14 protein-coding genes are annotated in these 15,111 nt (G+C 56.9%); 5 read left to right on the top strand and 9 right to left on the bottom strand.

Features of this window, described 5'->3' with window-relative positions; all coding sequences use genetic code 11:
• Positions 1 to 41: 41 nt before the first annotated feature.
• Positions 42 to 1,871, bottom strand: a complete 1,830-nt coding sequence (locus tag AC0V61_RS06060) for an ABC transporter transmembrane domain-containing protein (protein WP_486156371.1) — start codon at positions 1,869 to 1,871, stop codon at positions 42 to 44.
• Positions 1,872 to 2,062: 191 nt separating this feature from the next.
• Here AC0V61_RS06060 and AC0V61_RS06055 point away from each other — a divergent pair, with 191 nt between their 5' ends.
• The 3 genes from AC0V61_RS06055 to AC0V61_RS06045 all read left to right on the top strand — a co-directional run bounded on the left by AC0V61_RS06055 (position 2,063) and on the right by AC0V61_RS06045 (position 4,846).
• Positions 2,063 to 3,298 (top strand): polyhydroxyalkanoate depolymerase, encoded by a 1,236-nt coding sequence (locus AC0V61_RS06055; RefSeq protein ID WP_486156370.1) that lies wholly within the window; start codon positions 2,063 to 2,065, stop codon positions 3,296 to 3,298.
• A complete protein-coding gene (locus tag AC0V61_RS06050) occupies positions 3,295 to 4,302 on the top strand; it encodes an NAD(P)H-dependent flavin oxidoreductase (protein WP_486156369.1) in 1,008 nt (335 codons plus the stop codon). Before AC0V61_RS06055 ends, AC0V61_RS06050 begins: the two co-directional genes overlap by 4 nt.
• Positions 4,303 to 4,402: 100 nt before the next feature.
• Positions 4,403 to 4,846 (top strand): hypothetical protein, encoded by a 444-nt coding sequence (locus AC0V61_RS06045; RefSeq protein ID WP_486156368.1) that lies wholly within the window; start codon positions 4,403 to 4,405, stop codon positions 4,844 to 4,846.
• An 8-nt stretch (positions 4,847 to 4,854) separates the two neighbouring features.
• On the opposite strand, the gene AC0V61_RS06040 is transcribed toward AC0V61_RS06045, so the two are convergent.
• The 8 genes from AC0V61_RS06040 to AC0V61_RS06005 all read right to left on the bottom strand — a co-directional run bounded on the left by AC0V61_RS06040 (position 4,855) and on the right by AC0V61_RS06005 (position 12,147).
• Positions 4,855 to 5,313: a hypothetical protein gene (locus AC0V61_RS06040; protein ID WP_486156367.1), complete on the bottom strand. Its 459-nt coding sequence runs from the start codon at positions 5,311 to 5,313 to the stop codon at positions 4,855 to 4,857.
• 100 nt (positions 5,314 to 5,413) lie between these two features.
• Entirely contained in the window at positions 5,414 to 6,886 is a 1,473-nt protein-coding gene (gene sthA / locus AC0V61_RS06035; protein ID WP_486156366.1) for a Si-specific NAD(P)(+) transhydrogenase, read from the bottom strand.
• A 46-nt stretch (positions 6,887 to 6,932) separates the two neighbouring features.
• The gene (locus tag AC0V61_RS06030) at positions 6,933 to 7,538 is read right to left on the bottom strand and encodes a DUF4126 domain-containing protein (RefSeq protein WP_486156365.1); all 606 of its coding nucleotides are present in this window, start codon (positions 7,536 to 7,538) and stop codon (positions 6,933 to 6,935) included.
• 40 nt (positions 7,539 to 7,578) lie between these two features.
• Complete coding sequence (locus AC0V61_RS06025) at positions 7,579 to 8,517, bottom strand: alpha/beta hydrolase (RefSeq protein ID WP_486156364.1); 939 nt, start codon at positions 8,515 to 8,517, stop codon at positions 7,579 to 7,581.
• A 131-nt stretch (positions 8,518 to 8,648) separates the two neighbouring features.
• Positions 8,649 to 9,830 carry an acetyl-CoA C-acyltransferase gene (locus tag AC0V61_RS06020; protein WP_486156363.1) on the bottom strand — a complete coding sequence of 394 codons (1,182 nt, stop codon included), beginning with the start codon at positions 9,828 to 9,830 and terminating at the stop codon, positions 8,649 to 8,651.
• A gap of 109 nt (positions 9,831 to 9,939) precedes the next feature.
• Entirely contained in the window at positions 9,940 to 10,389 is a 450-nt protein-coding gene (locus tag AC0V61_RS06015) for a MaoC family dehydratase (RefSeq protein ID WP_486156362.1), read from the bottom strand.
• Positions 10,390 to 10,540: 151 nt separating this feature from the next.
• Positions 10,541 to 11,947: a DUF5935 domain-containing protein gene (locus AC0V61_RS06010; protein ID WP_486156361.1), complete on the bottom strand. Its 1,407-nt coding sequence runs from the start codon at positions 11,945 to 11,947 to the stop codon at positions 10,541 to 10,543.
• The gene (locus AC0V61_RS06005; protein ID WP_486156360.1) at positions 11,944 to 12,147 is read right to left on the bottom strand and encodes a hypothetical protein; all 204 of its coding nucleotides are present in this window, start codon (positions 12,145 to 12,147) and stop codon (positions 11,944 to 11,946) included. The genes AC0V61_RS06010 and AC0V61_RS06005 overlap by 4 nt, the downstream gene beginning before the upstream one ends.
• Positions 12,148 to 12,210: 63 nt before the next feature.
• Here AC0V61_RS06005 and AC0V61_RS06000 point away from each other — a divergent pair, with 63 nt between their 5' ends.
• Positions 12,211 to 13,482 (top strand): TIGR04063 family PEP-CTERM/XrtA system glycosyltransferase, encoded by a 1,272-nt coding sequence (locus tag AC0V61_RS06000; RefSeq protein ID WP_486156359.1) that lies wholly within the window; start codon positions 12,211 to 12,213, stop codon positions 13,480 to 13,482.
• Between the two features lie 52 nt (positions 13,483 to 13,534).
• Entirely contained in the window at positions 13,535 to 14,875 is a 1,341-nt protein-coding gene (locus AC0V61_RS05995; RefSeq protein ID WP_486156358.1) for a hypothetical protein, read from the top strand.
• Positions 14,876 to 15,111: the final 236 nt, after the last annotated feature.

The following is a 15,111-nucleotide window of genomic DNA, read 5'->3' as shown; positions in this document are numbered from 1 at the left end:
GGTGCCAGCTTTGGCCTTGCCGCTGCGCGCAAGTCAATCGGTTAAGCGGCCTGATCCGCTGCAAATTGGAGTTTGGCGAGCCGCGCATAAAGCCCGCCAGCCGCAGAAAGCTCAGCGTGAGTGCCCTGCTCGGCGATAACGCCTTGGTCGAGCACAATGATCCTATCGGCCGCGCGCACGGTCGCCAGACGGTGGGCGATCACAAGTGTTGTGCGGTCTTTCATCAGCTCATCTAGGGCTTGCTGCACCAATTGCTCAGATTGTGCATCCAGCGCGCTTGTTGCCTCATCTAGCAGCAGAATTGGCGCATCGCGAAGGAGCGCACGGGCAATCGCCACGCGTTGGCGCTGACCGCCCGAAAGCTGGGTGCCGCCCTCGCCAAGATAAGTGTCGAGGCCTTGAGGAAGCGCCCGCAAGAACTCCTCCGCATTGGCCGCGCGTGCCGCTTCCCAAATGGCCTCATCACTCGCCCCCCAATTGCTATAGCGAAGGTTATCGCGGGCATTTGCGCTGAACAGCACACCTTCTTGCGGGACGAAGGCGAGCCGCTCGCGGATATCGGCAGGGTCGGCCTTGGTCAGTGGCACGCCGTCCAAGCGTATGGTGCCGCCTTGCGGGTCATAAAACCGTTCGACCAATTGGAAGATAGTCGATTTGCCTGCGCCGGAGGGGCCTACAATGGCGATTGTTTCGCCGGGCTGGATCTCAAGGTTGAAATCATCAAGAGCGGTGTCCTCGGGCCGAGCGGGGTATCGGAAGGTCACATTGCGGAAGGAAAGCGAGCCGCGCGCAGGACTTGGCAATTGCTCCGGGCGCTCAGGCGGGGCGATCAAGGGCTCAGTTTCGAGCAACTCTGCTAAACGGCTAGCCGCGCCTGCTCCGCGTAAGAGGTCTCCGTAAACTTCCGTGAGCGCACCAAACGCCCCTGCGACCAACATCGCCCCCACAAGGAAGGCTAGCAAAGTGCCAGACGTTATATCGCCCACCGACACGGCGACAGCGCCGCGCCACAGCAGGAAGACAATCGAGCCAAACAGCGCGAAAATCACCACGCTGGTCATAACCGCGCGCAAAATTATGCGTTTGCGAGCCGTGTCGAAGGTGCGCTCTACTGCATCGCCAAAGCGGTCTGCTTCGCGGCTTTCCTGCCCAAAGCTTTGAACGACTTTCATGGCGGAGAGCACTTCAGTTACCATCGCGCCCACATCGGCCACACGATCTTGGCTATCGCGCGAAATGCTCCGGATACGGCGGCCAAAGATCACGATGGGTAAGACCATCACAGGAATGCCGACCACAAGCCAGATTGTGAAGCTGGGCAGCAGGTAGAACAGGTAAATAGTGCCGCCGATGCCAAGAAAGACATTGCGAAGCGCGACTGAGACCGTGGTGCCCACAACCGTCTCAATAATCGCCGTATCGGACGTCATCCGGCTGGAGATTTCTTTGGGTGAATTTTCTTCATAGAAAGCAGGCGACAAGCGCATCAGATTGCGGTGAACCTTACGGCGCACGTCGGCGACCACACGTTCCCCGATCCAGCTCACGAAATAGAAGCGAGCGGCCGTCCCCAAGGCGATGACCACGACGATCATGCCCAGATAACGGAACCAGCGTTCAACGCCCTCGCCGCCCTCACCAAAACCACGGTCAACAATGAGTTGTACAGCTGCGGGGATGGCCAGCGTGCCCGCAGCCGTCACGCCAAGAGCGATAAGTGCGAAAATCACCTCACGCGGATATTTCGCCGCCTCGCGGTAAACCATCTTGAGCGGCGCAAGTGAACGCGATTTGGGCGCTTCAGAAGCAGCTTCCGTCGCCACATCCGCCTCGTCATCGTTCGTGGGAATTTCAGTCTCTTGCACGCTCATACAGGCATCCACCTAACCGCGCTGGACGAAAATTACACGTGCAAAAGCGACAATTATTGAGCGAGGCCCCAAAAACTCAGTCATTGTGCAATGCAGCATTCTCTGCCAATGAGAGGCTGGGATCAAAAAACAACGACGCGTGACGGACAAGAACGCCCACTCACGCGCCCCAACCTTTGGACGGGTCAACGATGCTTTATAAAGCTTATGAACTCCAGCGCAGCTGGCTCAATTCCGTGAGCACGGTTGCCTCATTGAGCTCTGAACTCTTGAGCAACCCCTCCAATCCGTGGAGCAAGACGGCGCTTGGCGCGATGAGCGCAAATGCATTCGATGTTCTCGCCCATTCTACCGCCGCTTACACAAAGCCAGCTTTTGGCATCACCGAGGTCGATGTGGATGGCCAAGTCTTCCCTGTGATCGAAGCGACCGTCATGAACAGGCCTTTTGGCGATCTTAAGCGTTTCCGCTTGGACGGTGTCGATGATGATCGGCCCAAAATGCTGATTGTCGCGCCTATGAGCGGACACTTCGCGACGCTCCTTCGCGGCACGGTTGAGCGCATGCTCCAAAGCCATGAGGTCTACATCACCGATTGGGCCGATGCGAAGACCGTTCCGCTCCACGAAGGCTCCTTTGATCTCGACGATTACATCGATTACCTGATCGATTTTCTTGAGTACATTGAACAAGTGACGCCCGGTCAGCGTCCGCATATGCTCGCCGTGTGCCAACCCTCCGTGCCTGCATTTGCCGCGACCGCTTTGATGAACCAACACAAGTCGCCAGCAACACCTGCCACCCTCACGATGATGGGCGGGCCAATCGATACGCGTGAGAGCCCCACCACGGTCAACGATCACGCGATGAACCGCCCTATCGAGTGGTTTCGCCAATCCGTCATTGCGAGCGTGCCGATGCAATATCGCGGGGCAGGGCGTAAGGTCTATCCCGGCTTTATGCAGTTGTCCGCGTTCATGAGTATGAACCTGCAAAACCACATGATGAGCCACTATGAGATGTTCAAACACCTTACCGCAGGTGATGAAGCCTCAGCGCAAGCAACCAAGGATTTCTACGACGAATATCGCGCCGTGTGCGACATGACCGCTGAATTCTACCTCCAGACGGTCGAGGAAGTGTTCCAGAAACACTCCATTCCCAATGGGACTTTTGAACACAAAGGCGAAGTGGTGGACCTTTCTCAGATCACCGATACAGCGCTTCTCGCGGTCGAGGGGGAACGCGATGATATCTCGGGACTTGGCCAGACCAAGGCGGCGCTGAAGCTTGCACGTGGCCTTGCTGAGGACAAAAAGCGCTATTTCATGGCTGAAGGCGCTGGGCACTACGGGATATTCAACGGCAGCCGCTGGCGCACCAAAGTCGCGCCTGTGGTGGAAGAGTTTGTCGCAGCCCACGCGTGAGTGAGAAGCTAGACAAAAATCGGTTTGCTGAGCGTTTCGGTCTCACAACCCCCATTGCTTTGGCCCCCATGGCCTTTGCCAGCGGCGGCGGTCTTGCGAGCGCATGCGCGCATGCCGGAACGCTCGCTTTGGTCGGCGGTGCTTATGGTGACCTTGAATGGACTTCGCGCGAGTACACACACGCGGAAATGGCTCTTTGCGATGACGCAGACGCCTTAGCTCGGCTTGGCTGTGGTTTCATCACATGGAGACTGGAAGAAGACGCATCGGCGCTTGACTGGGTTCTCGACCGCCCTGCAAAACCCGCCGCGATCATGCTCTCTTTTGGTAACCCGACCCATTTGGGCAACCGTATCGTGGACGCAGGCATCCCGCTTATTTGCCAGGTGCAAACATTCGCCATGGTCCCACAGGCCGTAGGTGCAGGCGCTAGCGTGATTGTTGCCCAAGGCGGTGAGGCGGGCGGTCATGGAATGAACGCCATTGATGGGCGAAGCACATTCACTCTGGTCCCCGAGATCGCTGATTGGCTTGCTGCAAATGCGCCGGAGGTCCAGCTGCTTGCGGCAGGCGGTATTGTTGATGGGCGCGGGCTTGCAGCAGCCCTTATGCTGGGCGCGGATGGTGCGCTTGTCGGCTCGAGGCTTTGGGCAAGCGATGAATCGCTCGCCCCTGAAGCTGCTATCGCCGAGGCGGTGGAAGCGGATGGAGACGGGAGTGTGCGAAGCAAAGTGTTTGACATTCTGCGCGAGAAGAATTGGCCTAGGCACTTCGACTTTCGCGCATTGCGCAATGCGATCCATCGCAAGTGGGAAGACCGGATTGACGAACTTACAGCAAGCCCAAATGGTGCAATCGCCGACTATAAACAAGGCGTTGCGTCACGCGACTACACCCGCGCCCATGTAACCGTGGGAGAAGGCACTGGGCTTATTCGCAGCTCAGCCAAAGCTGGCGAGATTATCGCGCAGATTGATACCGAAGCGCGCGTTTTACTCGGCTAATTCTGGTTACCTGGCGTTAAGCATAAGCTCAAAGCACAAGGTAAACTCTCGAACCTATTGCCTTTTTTGCAGATGCTAGATTGAGTAAAGAGGGGCAATCATGATCCAGATTTCCAAGGCCATATGTGTTGCAGCCGCCTTGTGTGTGAGCGGCGCGGCATTAGCCGAAAACTCCGGCTGGAGCATTTCTGAAGCTGATGGTCAGGTCTCTGTGCTTCGCGGCGACAAATCGCTTTACGGCGCACAGGGCACTCAGCTTCAGGTAGGCGACGTGGTCAAAACCAGCGGCGCCGCCAATGCTGTGCTGGTTCGCGGCGATGAATTTGTGGTTGTCGCCTCTGGCAAGGCCGTTCGAATTAACCGGGTCGAGGAACAAGGCGTTGTCGGCCAAGTGGTCGAATTTGTGAGCGGCCTGTTTGGTCCAAGCGAGGACAAGGGCAAACTTAATCGCCCTATGCAAGCCGCTGTTGTAAAAGGCCTTGATGGCAATATGGCGACCGGGTCAGGCGGCTCAAGCAACAGCGAAGAGAGTGCCGGCGGGTGAGTGGAGCCTCAAGGCTGAACCCACTCCCGTAACAGGTCAGGGCACAAGAATTTAGATCTCAAAAGGGAACTCTTCCAAGCTCTAGGGCGAGGGCGAAGGCCGGAAAAGATCATCGAGCGCTCAGCGAAATAGGCTGCTTTCTTCAGCAATTCTCTCGCATCATCAAATGGCATACCTTTTAACGCAGGTATCCCGGCGATGAGTTTTCGGATCTCTTCAATCTCATCGGGCTCGCTCGCATAGTCGAGAATGAACGCTTGAGCTTCGGCATGCCAATTCAGCCGGTTGAGTTCCTCATAATCGATTTTACCGTCCAGCCATTTTTCCGCACCTATCAGGCCGATCCTAAGCGCTTTTTGAGGGATGAGGTGCTCATGTTTCCAAGAGCACGCAATCACGTTACGATGAAACTTAGCGATGTTCTCGCCAATAAAGGTGGGTCTGGCTTCAAAAAGCCAAAGAAGCATTTCGTGAGCGTCACACGAGGTATCCCACACGGCGGTGTCTATATGCCATGAGCTTAGTTGAATGGCGCAGCGATAGGAAGTCAGTGCACTATTGGTGGCCCTAAGCGGCCTTCTTTATGCGCTTTGCTCGCTTAGGGTTAGAAGCCTCTTCTTTTTCGCTGGCAGGGCAAACCTGTAACCGGTTCCATAGATCAAGCGCGGCCACTTTGTAACCTTCTGCTAGCGTCGGGTAGTTGAAGCTGTTCTCGACAAAATAGTCGATTGTCCCGCCAAGGTTGAGCACGGCTTGACCGATATGGACCAGCTCGGATGCCCCTTCGCCCACGACATGCACCCCTATTAGCTTGCGTGTTTCGCGGTGGCAGATGAGCTTGAGGATGCCTGCTTCTAGACCCATAATGTGCCCACGTGAGGTCTCTTTGAACCGGGCAATGCCGCATTCGTAGGGCACATCCGCGTCGCGCGCATCGGCTTCTGTCATGCCCACCGACGAGAGTTCCGGCACAGCGTACACACCGTAAGGCGGCGCCTGATCGTCTGCCGAGATAGGCTCACCAAAGGCATGGCATGCAACGGCGCGGCCCTGCTCCATGGAGGTGGAGGCAAGGCTTGGGAAACCGATGACGTCTCCAGCGGCATAGATGTGGGGCACGTTTGTTTGGAAGGTTTTGCGATCCACTTCCAATCGCCCGCGCGCCTCGGGTTTAATCTTGAGCCCTGCTGCTTCGACCTTGAGGCTCGACGTTGAACCTTCGCGCCCCGCGGCAAAGAGCACCATCTTGGAGCCGATCAAGCGGCCATCGGCAAGCTGGCAAATTGGATCGCCACTTTCGCTGAAGTGGACGTAGGAAAGCGAGCATCCAAGGCGCAGCACCATGCCGCGTTCACGCATAGATTGGATGAGGTGGTCGACGATCTCTTTGTCCATAAAGGGCAAGAGCTGCTCATTGGGCTCGATCAGCGTCACAGGAATATCAAGCGCGCTGAAGATCGTCGCGTACTCAAGGCCAATGACGCCCCCGCCCACCACTGTCAGGCTCGATGGCATTTGCGGCTGGAGGATAAAGCTGTCTGAATCGAAGACGTTGGTCGAATTGAAAGGGATATGCGAGGGGCGATAGGGGCGTGTTCCCACCGAAATGAGGATCTTGTCGCCCTCGATCACCTCTTCGACCTCAGACCCACCAAGGTCACGTTTGATCCCAATTTGGTTCGGCCCTTTGAAGTACCCGCTCCCAGCAATCGTCTGCACACCGTTACGAGCGAACTGGTGTTCAAGCACGGCAACTTCATAATCGAAGGTCTTGCCGATGCGTTGATCTAGGTCATCTGAGCAAATGGTGGCTCTGGTTCGGTAGCCTTGCCCATAGAAGGCGCGCTCTCGCCAACCAGAGAGGTTGAGCGCGGTTTCGCGCAAGGTCTTTGACGGTATAGTTCCGGTGTGCACCGATACACCGCCGACCTTGGCGCGGTCATCAACCACCACCACTGATTTGCCTAGTTTGGCCGCTTGGATGGCTGCCCGCCGCCCCGCTGGCCCTGCACCCAAAACGATGAAATCATAACGCGCCATTGTCTTCTCCCGTCCAAGAGAGAAAGACGGCGCTGTGCCCTGCGACTTAACCCTCGGGGATTTCCTTAGGGCTTCGGAAGAACAGCCGGCTGATAACGCGCTTGGCCATCCAAAGAAGGCCGATCACCAGCACCAGCAAAACCGCCGCAACCCCGGCAGCAGCGAAAGGGTATTCATAGGCGAACCAGAGCAAGCCAACGGTCGCGACATCTTCGACGGTGGAAACCGCAACATTGCTAACGGGCTCTGGTGAGGTGTTGACCACAGCCCGCGCGCTGGCCTTGCCCCCATGCGCCAAGAAGCTTGCTCCGCCGCCGAGCAGGAAGGCGATCACTTGGGTGGCTGGGTCGGAAGGATCGACAATCGCGAGCGCCAACAACGCCCCGCCCACGGGCCGCACCAGCGTGTGGATGGTGTCCCAAATGCTGTCGAGCCACATCACCTTGTCGGCAAAAAACTCAGCCAATGCGCCAATCGCGGCGATGCCCATCACCCAAGGGTTTTCGAGCACACCGAGGCTGGCGAGATGCTCTGGCACAGGCAGCGCCTCCAACCGCATCGCAAGGCCGGTTGCAAAGATGCACAGGTACAGCCGCCAGCCCGAAAGCAGGCTTACGCTCCCTGCAATGCCGATGATTTCGATGATGCCCATGGCACTGCCTTAATGGCTTCGCGACGCGAGCGCCACCCGATCAGGGCTTTTGCGGCCAGCTTGAACCAAGCTTTTCGGCATCCTCGCGATAGAAGTATCGCAATCCATCGCTCATAATACGCGGCGCGACCGTGTAGTGGTTCTCACCTTCATAAAAGCGGCTTTTGAGGGTCAATCCATCGTAATCGCGCAGGTTCATTCTCTCAATAAACCGCGCCGTGCCGCTCAGGATTGCTCCTGCGTTCAAGAACCACTCATTGCCTTCTTCACCCCCGGCGCCAACAAAAAGATCGACGTCCAACGCGCTGTTTGATTGAGCGAATTCGTCTTCGAGTTTGAACACCGCATCATCGACATTCGACATTGCCGGTGAGCCGATAATCATGCGGTCGAACAGGTCAGGACGCGTGAAAAGGGTGTATCCTGCAAAAAGGCCGCCAAGAGAATGGCCATGAAGGGTGTGATCATCCGCAAACCGAAATTCGGACGCGAGCGCAGGGCGCAGCTCGTCGGCGAGAAAGCTTAAGAAATCAGGCGCGCGGTGCGGGTAGTCGGGAAGCGGTGCAACACTGCGAAATGCCTCGCGATTGAGCCCCGGTGCAGCAAAACCTTTTCCCGGCGGAGAGAACTCGACAATTCGTCTCCCCACGCCAGCAAGCCCTTCCTCAGAAGCGCTGCCCACGCCTATCACGATCATCTCGGGTATCATATTGCCGCTCACGAGCAGATCGACCGTCGCAATCGCGCTGCGCGTCATGAGCGGATCGTCCAGCACCCACAAAACCGGATAGCGGCGGTCTGGTTGTACGTTGTAGCTCGCCGGCAATCCGATCGTGACCGCGTGCGGATAGTCGAACTTTTCCGACTGGATGGATCGCGTGTCCAGCACGCCCATATTGGCCCGCGCGCCCGGTATGGTGGCAAGCTGTGGGTTCGCCTGAGCTGGCACGGCAAGGGCGAAGCCGATCGGCAAAGCCACGCAAGCTGCAAAAAGGGAAAATAGACGCCTCATAAACACCTCAAAAGAAAACCCCGTCCGATACACGCATACCGAACGGGGTTATCAAAAAGCTGCTTTTGGTCGACTAATACGGTCGCTGGTCGAAACGCTTAGAAGATCTCAAACAGACCCGCTGCGCCCATGCCGCCGCCGACACACATGGTGACGACTGCGTATTTCGCGCCGCGACGCTTGCCTTCGATCAGCGCGTGACCGGTGCAACGCGCGCCCGTCATGCCGTAGGGGTGACCGATGGAGATCGAGCCGCCGTTGACGTTGAGGATGTCGTTGTCGATGCCAAGCTTATCGCGGCAGTAAAGCACCTGCACAGCAAACGCTTCGTTCAGTTCCCAAAGACCGATATCGTCCATGGTAAGGCCGTTGGCTTTGAGCAGCTTCGGAATAGCGAAAACAGGGCCAATGCCCATTTCATCAGGCTCCGTGCCAGCGACGGCCATGCCGACATAACGGCCAAGCGGCTCAAGACCCTTTTGTTCAGCAACCTTGGCTTCCATCAGGACGCTTGCCGAGGAACCGTCGGAAAGCTGCGAAGCGTTACCCGCAGTGATCGTCATGTTCGGACCCATGACCGGCTGGAGGCCTTGGAGACCTTCAAGCGTTGTAGACGGACGGTTGCCCTCGTCCTTCGTGATGGTGACTTCTTGCTGGCTGACTTCGCCGGTTGCCTTGTCCTTCACCATCATGGTGGTGGTGACAGGCACGATCTCATCGTCGAACTTGCCAGCCTCTTGGCCAGCCGCCGTGCGCTGTTGGGACTGAAGCGCGTATTCGTCCATCGCCTCGCGGCTCACTTTGTAGCGAGCTGCGACCGTCTCAGCGGTGCCGAGCATCGGCATGTAAACGTCTTTGTGCATAGCGATGAGCGAGGGGTCGGGGGCGACGCGCATCTCAGGGGTTTGCACCATTGAGATCGAGTCTTGACCGCCGCCAACGACCACATCCATGCCATCGACGATGACTTGCTTGGCGGCTGTGGCGATAGCCATCAGGCCTGAGGAACACTGACGGTCAATGGTTTGGGCAGCGACCGAAACAGGTGCGCCACCGCGAAGCGCGACTTGGCGACCGATGTTGCCAGCCTGCGTGCCTTGGGTCAGCACTGCGCCCCATACGACGTCGTCGATCTCGCCAGCGTCAATGCCCGCGCGCTCAACGGCGGCCGCGAAGGAGAAGGAGCCGAGCGTTGCGCCCGGGGTTGCGTTAAAGCCGCCTTTGTATGCGCGGCCAATAGGCGTGCGGGCGGTGGAGACGATGACTGCGTCACGTGACATATTGGGGGTGTCCTTTAGTCGAGGAGGGTGTCCCCGCGTAGGCGGGGATCTCATGAAACTTGGTGAATTGTCGAGGGAGGTCCCCGTCTTCACGGGGACTCACCAGAATTTAAACGAAGTAGAGGGTGATCCACTCGCAGATGAGCGCAGGCGTATCTTCGCCTTCGATTTCCATCGTAACTTCGCAAGTTTGCTGCCATTGGCCCGGGCGTTTCTCGTTCATTTCGAGAAGCTTCCAGTGGCCGCGAATGCGCTTGCCCGCACGCACAGGAGCGAGAAAGCGGCATTTGTTGCCGCCATAGTTCACGCCCATTTTGACGCCATCAAGCTTGGGCATATCTGAGTTTGCACCAAGGTAAGGCATCATCGACAAGGTCATAAAGCCGTGCGCGATGGTGCCGCCGAACGGGGTCATCTTGGCTTTTTCTTCATCGATATGGATGAACTGATGATCGCCGGTCGCATCGGCGAACATGTTGATCTTTTCCTGGCTCATCTCGACCCAGTCGGATGTGCCGATGACTTCGCCAACTTTGGCCGCGAGATCTTGGGGTGTCATGTGTTGGGCTCCCTTCCCTTATGCGGCGTTGTCTAAAGCAGCGGGGCTCTTGCAACGCTTGCATGGTTTACGTTTACGTTAAGTTGCCGCTGTAATGGCAGGCGAGAGCGCCAAACGCAACGATAAAGCGAGGGGTTCTGACCAGTACGGGCTATGCCGTTACGGCACCCGATGATTTGCGACCACCGGCTCGGCGATGAGCGCGAGAATTAGGGCGTTTTGTTACCCGATCCACGCCCAAAGCCCGTTTCGCCGAATCAAGCCGGGTGACGTAGGAATAAAGCCCTATCTGAAGCCCCACGATCATCAGCATCACTGGCTGATAGCCGATTCCCTGAAACGTGGCGCCCACCAGATAGATGAGGCTCGCTATCTGCAATGCAGCGGCAAGCGGCGAAATCCACGCCTCGCTTTCCTCTGTTTTGCCTTTCCATCGCCGGTAAGTCTTCTCCATCTGAAGCACGCCAAGCCCGTGGAGCAGAAGCCACATGATGAGGCCGGGATAGCCCTGCTCACCTAAGAGCTCGAAGAAGGATGAGTGGAACGCGCGCGCCTCGTCGGTCACTTCGCGGTATTGCGTCGTGGTGGTGTTTCCGTTCTCTTCTTTTACTGGCATCGTGTAAGTGAAGGAGTTGGACCGATAGCTATCAAACCCGCCTCCAAGAGGGTTTTGGTTCGCATAGTCGATCGTCCACATCCACACCTGCATCCGGGTTGACGCGCTTTCATCACCCCCCGGTTCTGCAATAGTGGCCATGCGGTCGTAATAGCTTTGCGGCAAGAACGGCAGAGCCATCAGTCCCAGAACGGGTGCAGCTGCAATGAACATGAGGCGCTTCTCAGTGTAGCGTAGGAGAAAAACGCCCAGCGCCGCGATACACACAAGCCCCGTGCGTGCCTCGGTGCCGATGGGGATCATCAAGCACGCGAAACACAGCGCGACGGCAAAAACGGTTACTGTCCAATGCGGCTTTATAATTGTGCCAAAGCGGGTGAACCACATGATGACTGGGATGAGCCCAATGGCGACCGTCGCGAGCGTGGAGCTTTCGTAGATCCCGCTGTTGTCTTTGACGAAGAATTTAAGAGAGCCATATCCGCCTCCGCCAAACACAGTTTTCATGCCGGTTGAGATCACGATCATCCCAACCGCCAGCACTAAGGTAAGCGCAAGGGCTTCGATGCGTTGGCGGGTGGTGACGGTGAATGGCAAGAAAATGGCAAAGACCATTGCCTTCCACACCCAGTCCCATTTGGCCCGCGCTTCTACCGGGAAGTCTGCGAATTGCAGGGTGATGAAACACCAGACAAGTAGGGCGAGGAGTAGCCCCTGCCGCAAAGAGAATCGCGCGCCTTCTTTGCGGTCAAAAAGTATCCATCCCACAAATGCCGCACCAAAGGCGATAAGCGACACCGGCACGCTTTGGATGATGCCGTAGCCGATTTTCTGAGGCGCCAAAATGTCGATGTAGATATAGAGCAGCACCCAGAAATAGGGACGCTTTAGTCCGAGCGCTAAGACGAAGCCGATAAAGGCGAGGAAGATGAGATCGATCATGGCTGAGCTGAACTCTCTTCGGCCTTGGACTGGACTGCTGCGCTGCGCCTTTTGCCGCGTGGATCAGGCTGTTTTTTGTCCGCTGTTTCTTTCAGCTCAGTGATAGCTGGATCGATATCGAGGCTGTCGCGCATCACCAACCGCATAAATGCGAGCACGAGGAGGCCATGCCCTAAAGCGAGAGCGAAATAATCGATCATGTGCCAAGCGTTACCTTAAGGCGGTTGACGGCGCGTTAAGCACAATCGGTTATTACGCGGCTCATGACACGGGTATTACACGTTCTCGACCATTCGCTGCCGCTTCACAGCGGCTATACCTTCCGCACGCGCGCAATCCTGAAGGCGCAAGAGGCGGCAGGGTTGGAAGTGCGCGGGATCACCTCTCAGCGCCACAACAATGAGGCGGAATGGACGGATATGTGTGAGACCTTTGATGGTTTGACATTCCACCGCACCAAAGGCGTTCCCAAAGGCCCCGCTGGCCTTTCTGAGTTTCGCGAGATGGCAGCGCTTATGGACGCGATCCTTGAGCTTGCCAAAGAATGGCGTCCCGATGTGATCCATGCGCATTCCCCTGCGCTGTGTGGTGGCGGCGCAATGAGGGCCGCACGCAAATTGGGCATACCCTTCGTCTACGAAATCCGCGCGTTCTGGGAAGATGCAGCCGTCGGAAACCTAACTGGCTCTGAAGGATCGCTCAAATATCGCCTTACCCGCAGTCTCGAGACCCAAATCGCAGGGAGCGCCGATGCGGTCTTCACAATTTGCAATGGCCTTCGCGATGATTTGATCAAGCGGGGCATTCCGGGCGGCAAGATTGGCGTTATGCCTAATGGCGTGGACTTGACGCTATTTGGAGAACCAACGCCCCGCGATACTGCTCTCGCAAAAGACCTCGGTCTCTCGCCTGATGCGCCTGTGGTCGGATACATCGGCAGCTTTTACGATTATGAAGGCGTCGATGATCTGATCGCAGCGATGCCTATACTGCGCCAATCACACCCAGACGCGCGGCTCCTGCTTGTAGGGGCTGGAAACCTCGACAAAGAATGGCGGTCTGCAGCCGCAGCCTTAACCGAGCCCGAATCAGTTATCTTTACAGGTCGCGTGCCGCACGATCAGGTGGAGCGTTATTATTCGCTCATCAATGTGCTGGCCTATCCGCGAAAACACTCGCGCCTTACAGACCTTGTCACTCCATTGAAGCCGCTAGAAGCCATGGCGCAGCAGCGCCTGGTGGCTGCGTCCAATGTCGGCGGGCACCGCGAGCTCATCACCCACGGCGAAACCGGTGTTCTGTTTGAACCCGATGATCCCAAGGCCTGCGCTGAAACGCTCGCTGACCTTTTCGATAACCGCGCAGACTGGGACGGTTACCGCAAAAACGGCCTAACCCACGTAAAAACCAACCATGACTGGCATTTGAACGCGCGGCGTTATCTCGATGTTTACCATATCCTTTTAGCCCGATCCTTGAACGCAGGGTCATCTAAGGGAACTCACCCCGAAGGACTCCACGCGAACAGGGGTTAGGCCCGAGGCGATTGCAGGCGCCAAGGGCCTGAATTGAAGGCAGTTAGGCGCAATGCAATCGAATAACCACATCGGCAAAATTGTCCGACAGCACGCAGACGCTGTTGAAAATGGCAAAGCGGAAAGCCGCAAGCGTAAAGCGAAACCGTCGGGTGGCAGCCCGTTTGTCAGCGTGCCTAAGCACCGTGCCTTCGTACCCATGGTTACGATCTGGGGAGGACTTCTTCTTGCCCTTGTGACCGCGGTTCTGCCTGATCAAGCGATTGCGCGCGCTTCCTCGCTCACGGGTGTATATCTCCCGTTGCTTGTGACGCGCCTCATCCTGGCAGCGGCGATCGGCCTTGGTGGCGCGTTGCTCGGTTACATTATCGCAAGCGCCCTTTCCAATCGCGCTCAAGTTAAGGAAGGCGACAGTGTTCTAGTCTCCACCTTCAAATCGCGCGACGTCAAACCCATTAATCCCACGGCGGACTTGGGCAGTGAGAGCTTTGACGCTCCATTCGAGAAGGCGAATGAAACTCAGCTCAGCGAGCCTGAAGAAATCTTCGATCTTGAGGAAAGCGTTGTAGGAGAAACCGCTGAGCATCGTGAGCCCAATCTTGGGGAATTGTCACAACGCGGATATGATATCGAGGCACCTGAAGAGTTTAGCGCGCCCGATGATGATGAAAATCTGCCCGCCGATGATGGCTCTTGGGCCTTTACGCGCAAGCATTTCAAAGAGGCCCTGATCGAATCGTGTGAGGGTGCGACGTGCGAAGCGGCGCCGGGGTGGGAGCGCATGTCCTCGCGCTTTGACCCCGTAGAGCCAGCGGTGGATGGGCTGTCTGAATATGCAACGCTCACCGCCGAGCGGCTGAAGCCTAATGGCAAGAAGCCGCGTTCCATGGACCTGGATGAGTTTTCAACGCTTCCTGGTCGCAATGGCGTCTGGGTTGAAGAGCCTCGCGCAGCAAATGAGCCAGATCCAGTCGAGGCTCCAAAACCAATCGAGGCTTCACAACCAGCCGAGCTTCGTCAACACAGAGACAAAGCGCCGCTTGCCGCTGTTACGGCGTCACCTGCCCCTGGGAGTACCGCGGGGAACACTCCTGCAAGTGCTCTTGCTAAATTACGCCAGGCCTCGCCTGATGAACTCAGCCTTGTCGAAATGGTTGAGCGATTTGCCGCCGCTTTGCATGAGCACCAGGCTCTTGAGCGCAAGCGTATCGCCGAAGGCCAAGTCGCGCGCGAAACAGCGTTGGCGGAGGCTCTGAAAGCTTTGTCGCTGTTCACCGAGGCAGGCTTTGATCAAGGCCGACAAATGCAGATCAGTGAGAGTCAGATTGGCCAGACAGAAGGTGAATTGCGCGGTGCGTTGGAGCGTTTGCAACAACTTCGCGGCGCTGCCTAATTTGCTGGCAAAATCGATTTTCCGATTGAGTTTACGCGTTTTTCGCGAGGCAACTTGCGTAAAACAATTAAAATTAACTGCTGTGTGAAATAAAATTTCATGCTTCGCGGTTGCAATATCGATATTCCATCTGCCATAGGGATCCAAACGGATAAGCTGCGCGTAACTGGTGGCTAGCCGGCAAAAAACGCCGCTGCGGCGCGCTTTGGCGCACAACGCCCCAGCAGCGGTATCTG

The sequence above is a fragment of the Erythrobacter sp. JB1-4 genome (assembly GCF_057365025.1).
The sequence above is the reverse complement of the archived record's forward strand: the minus strand, read 5'-3'. Positions and strand labels throughout refer to the sequence as shown.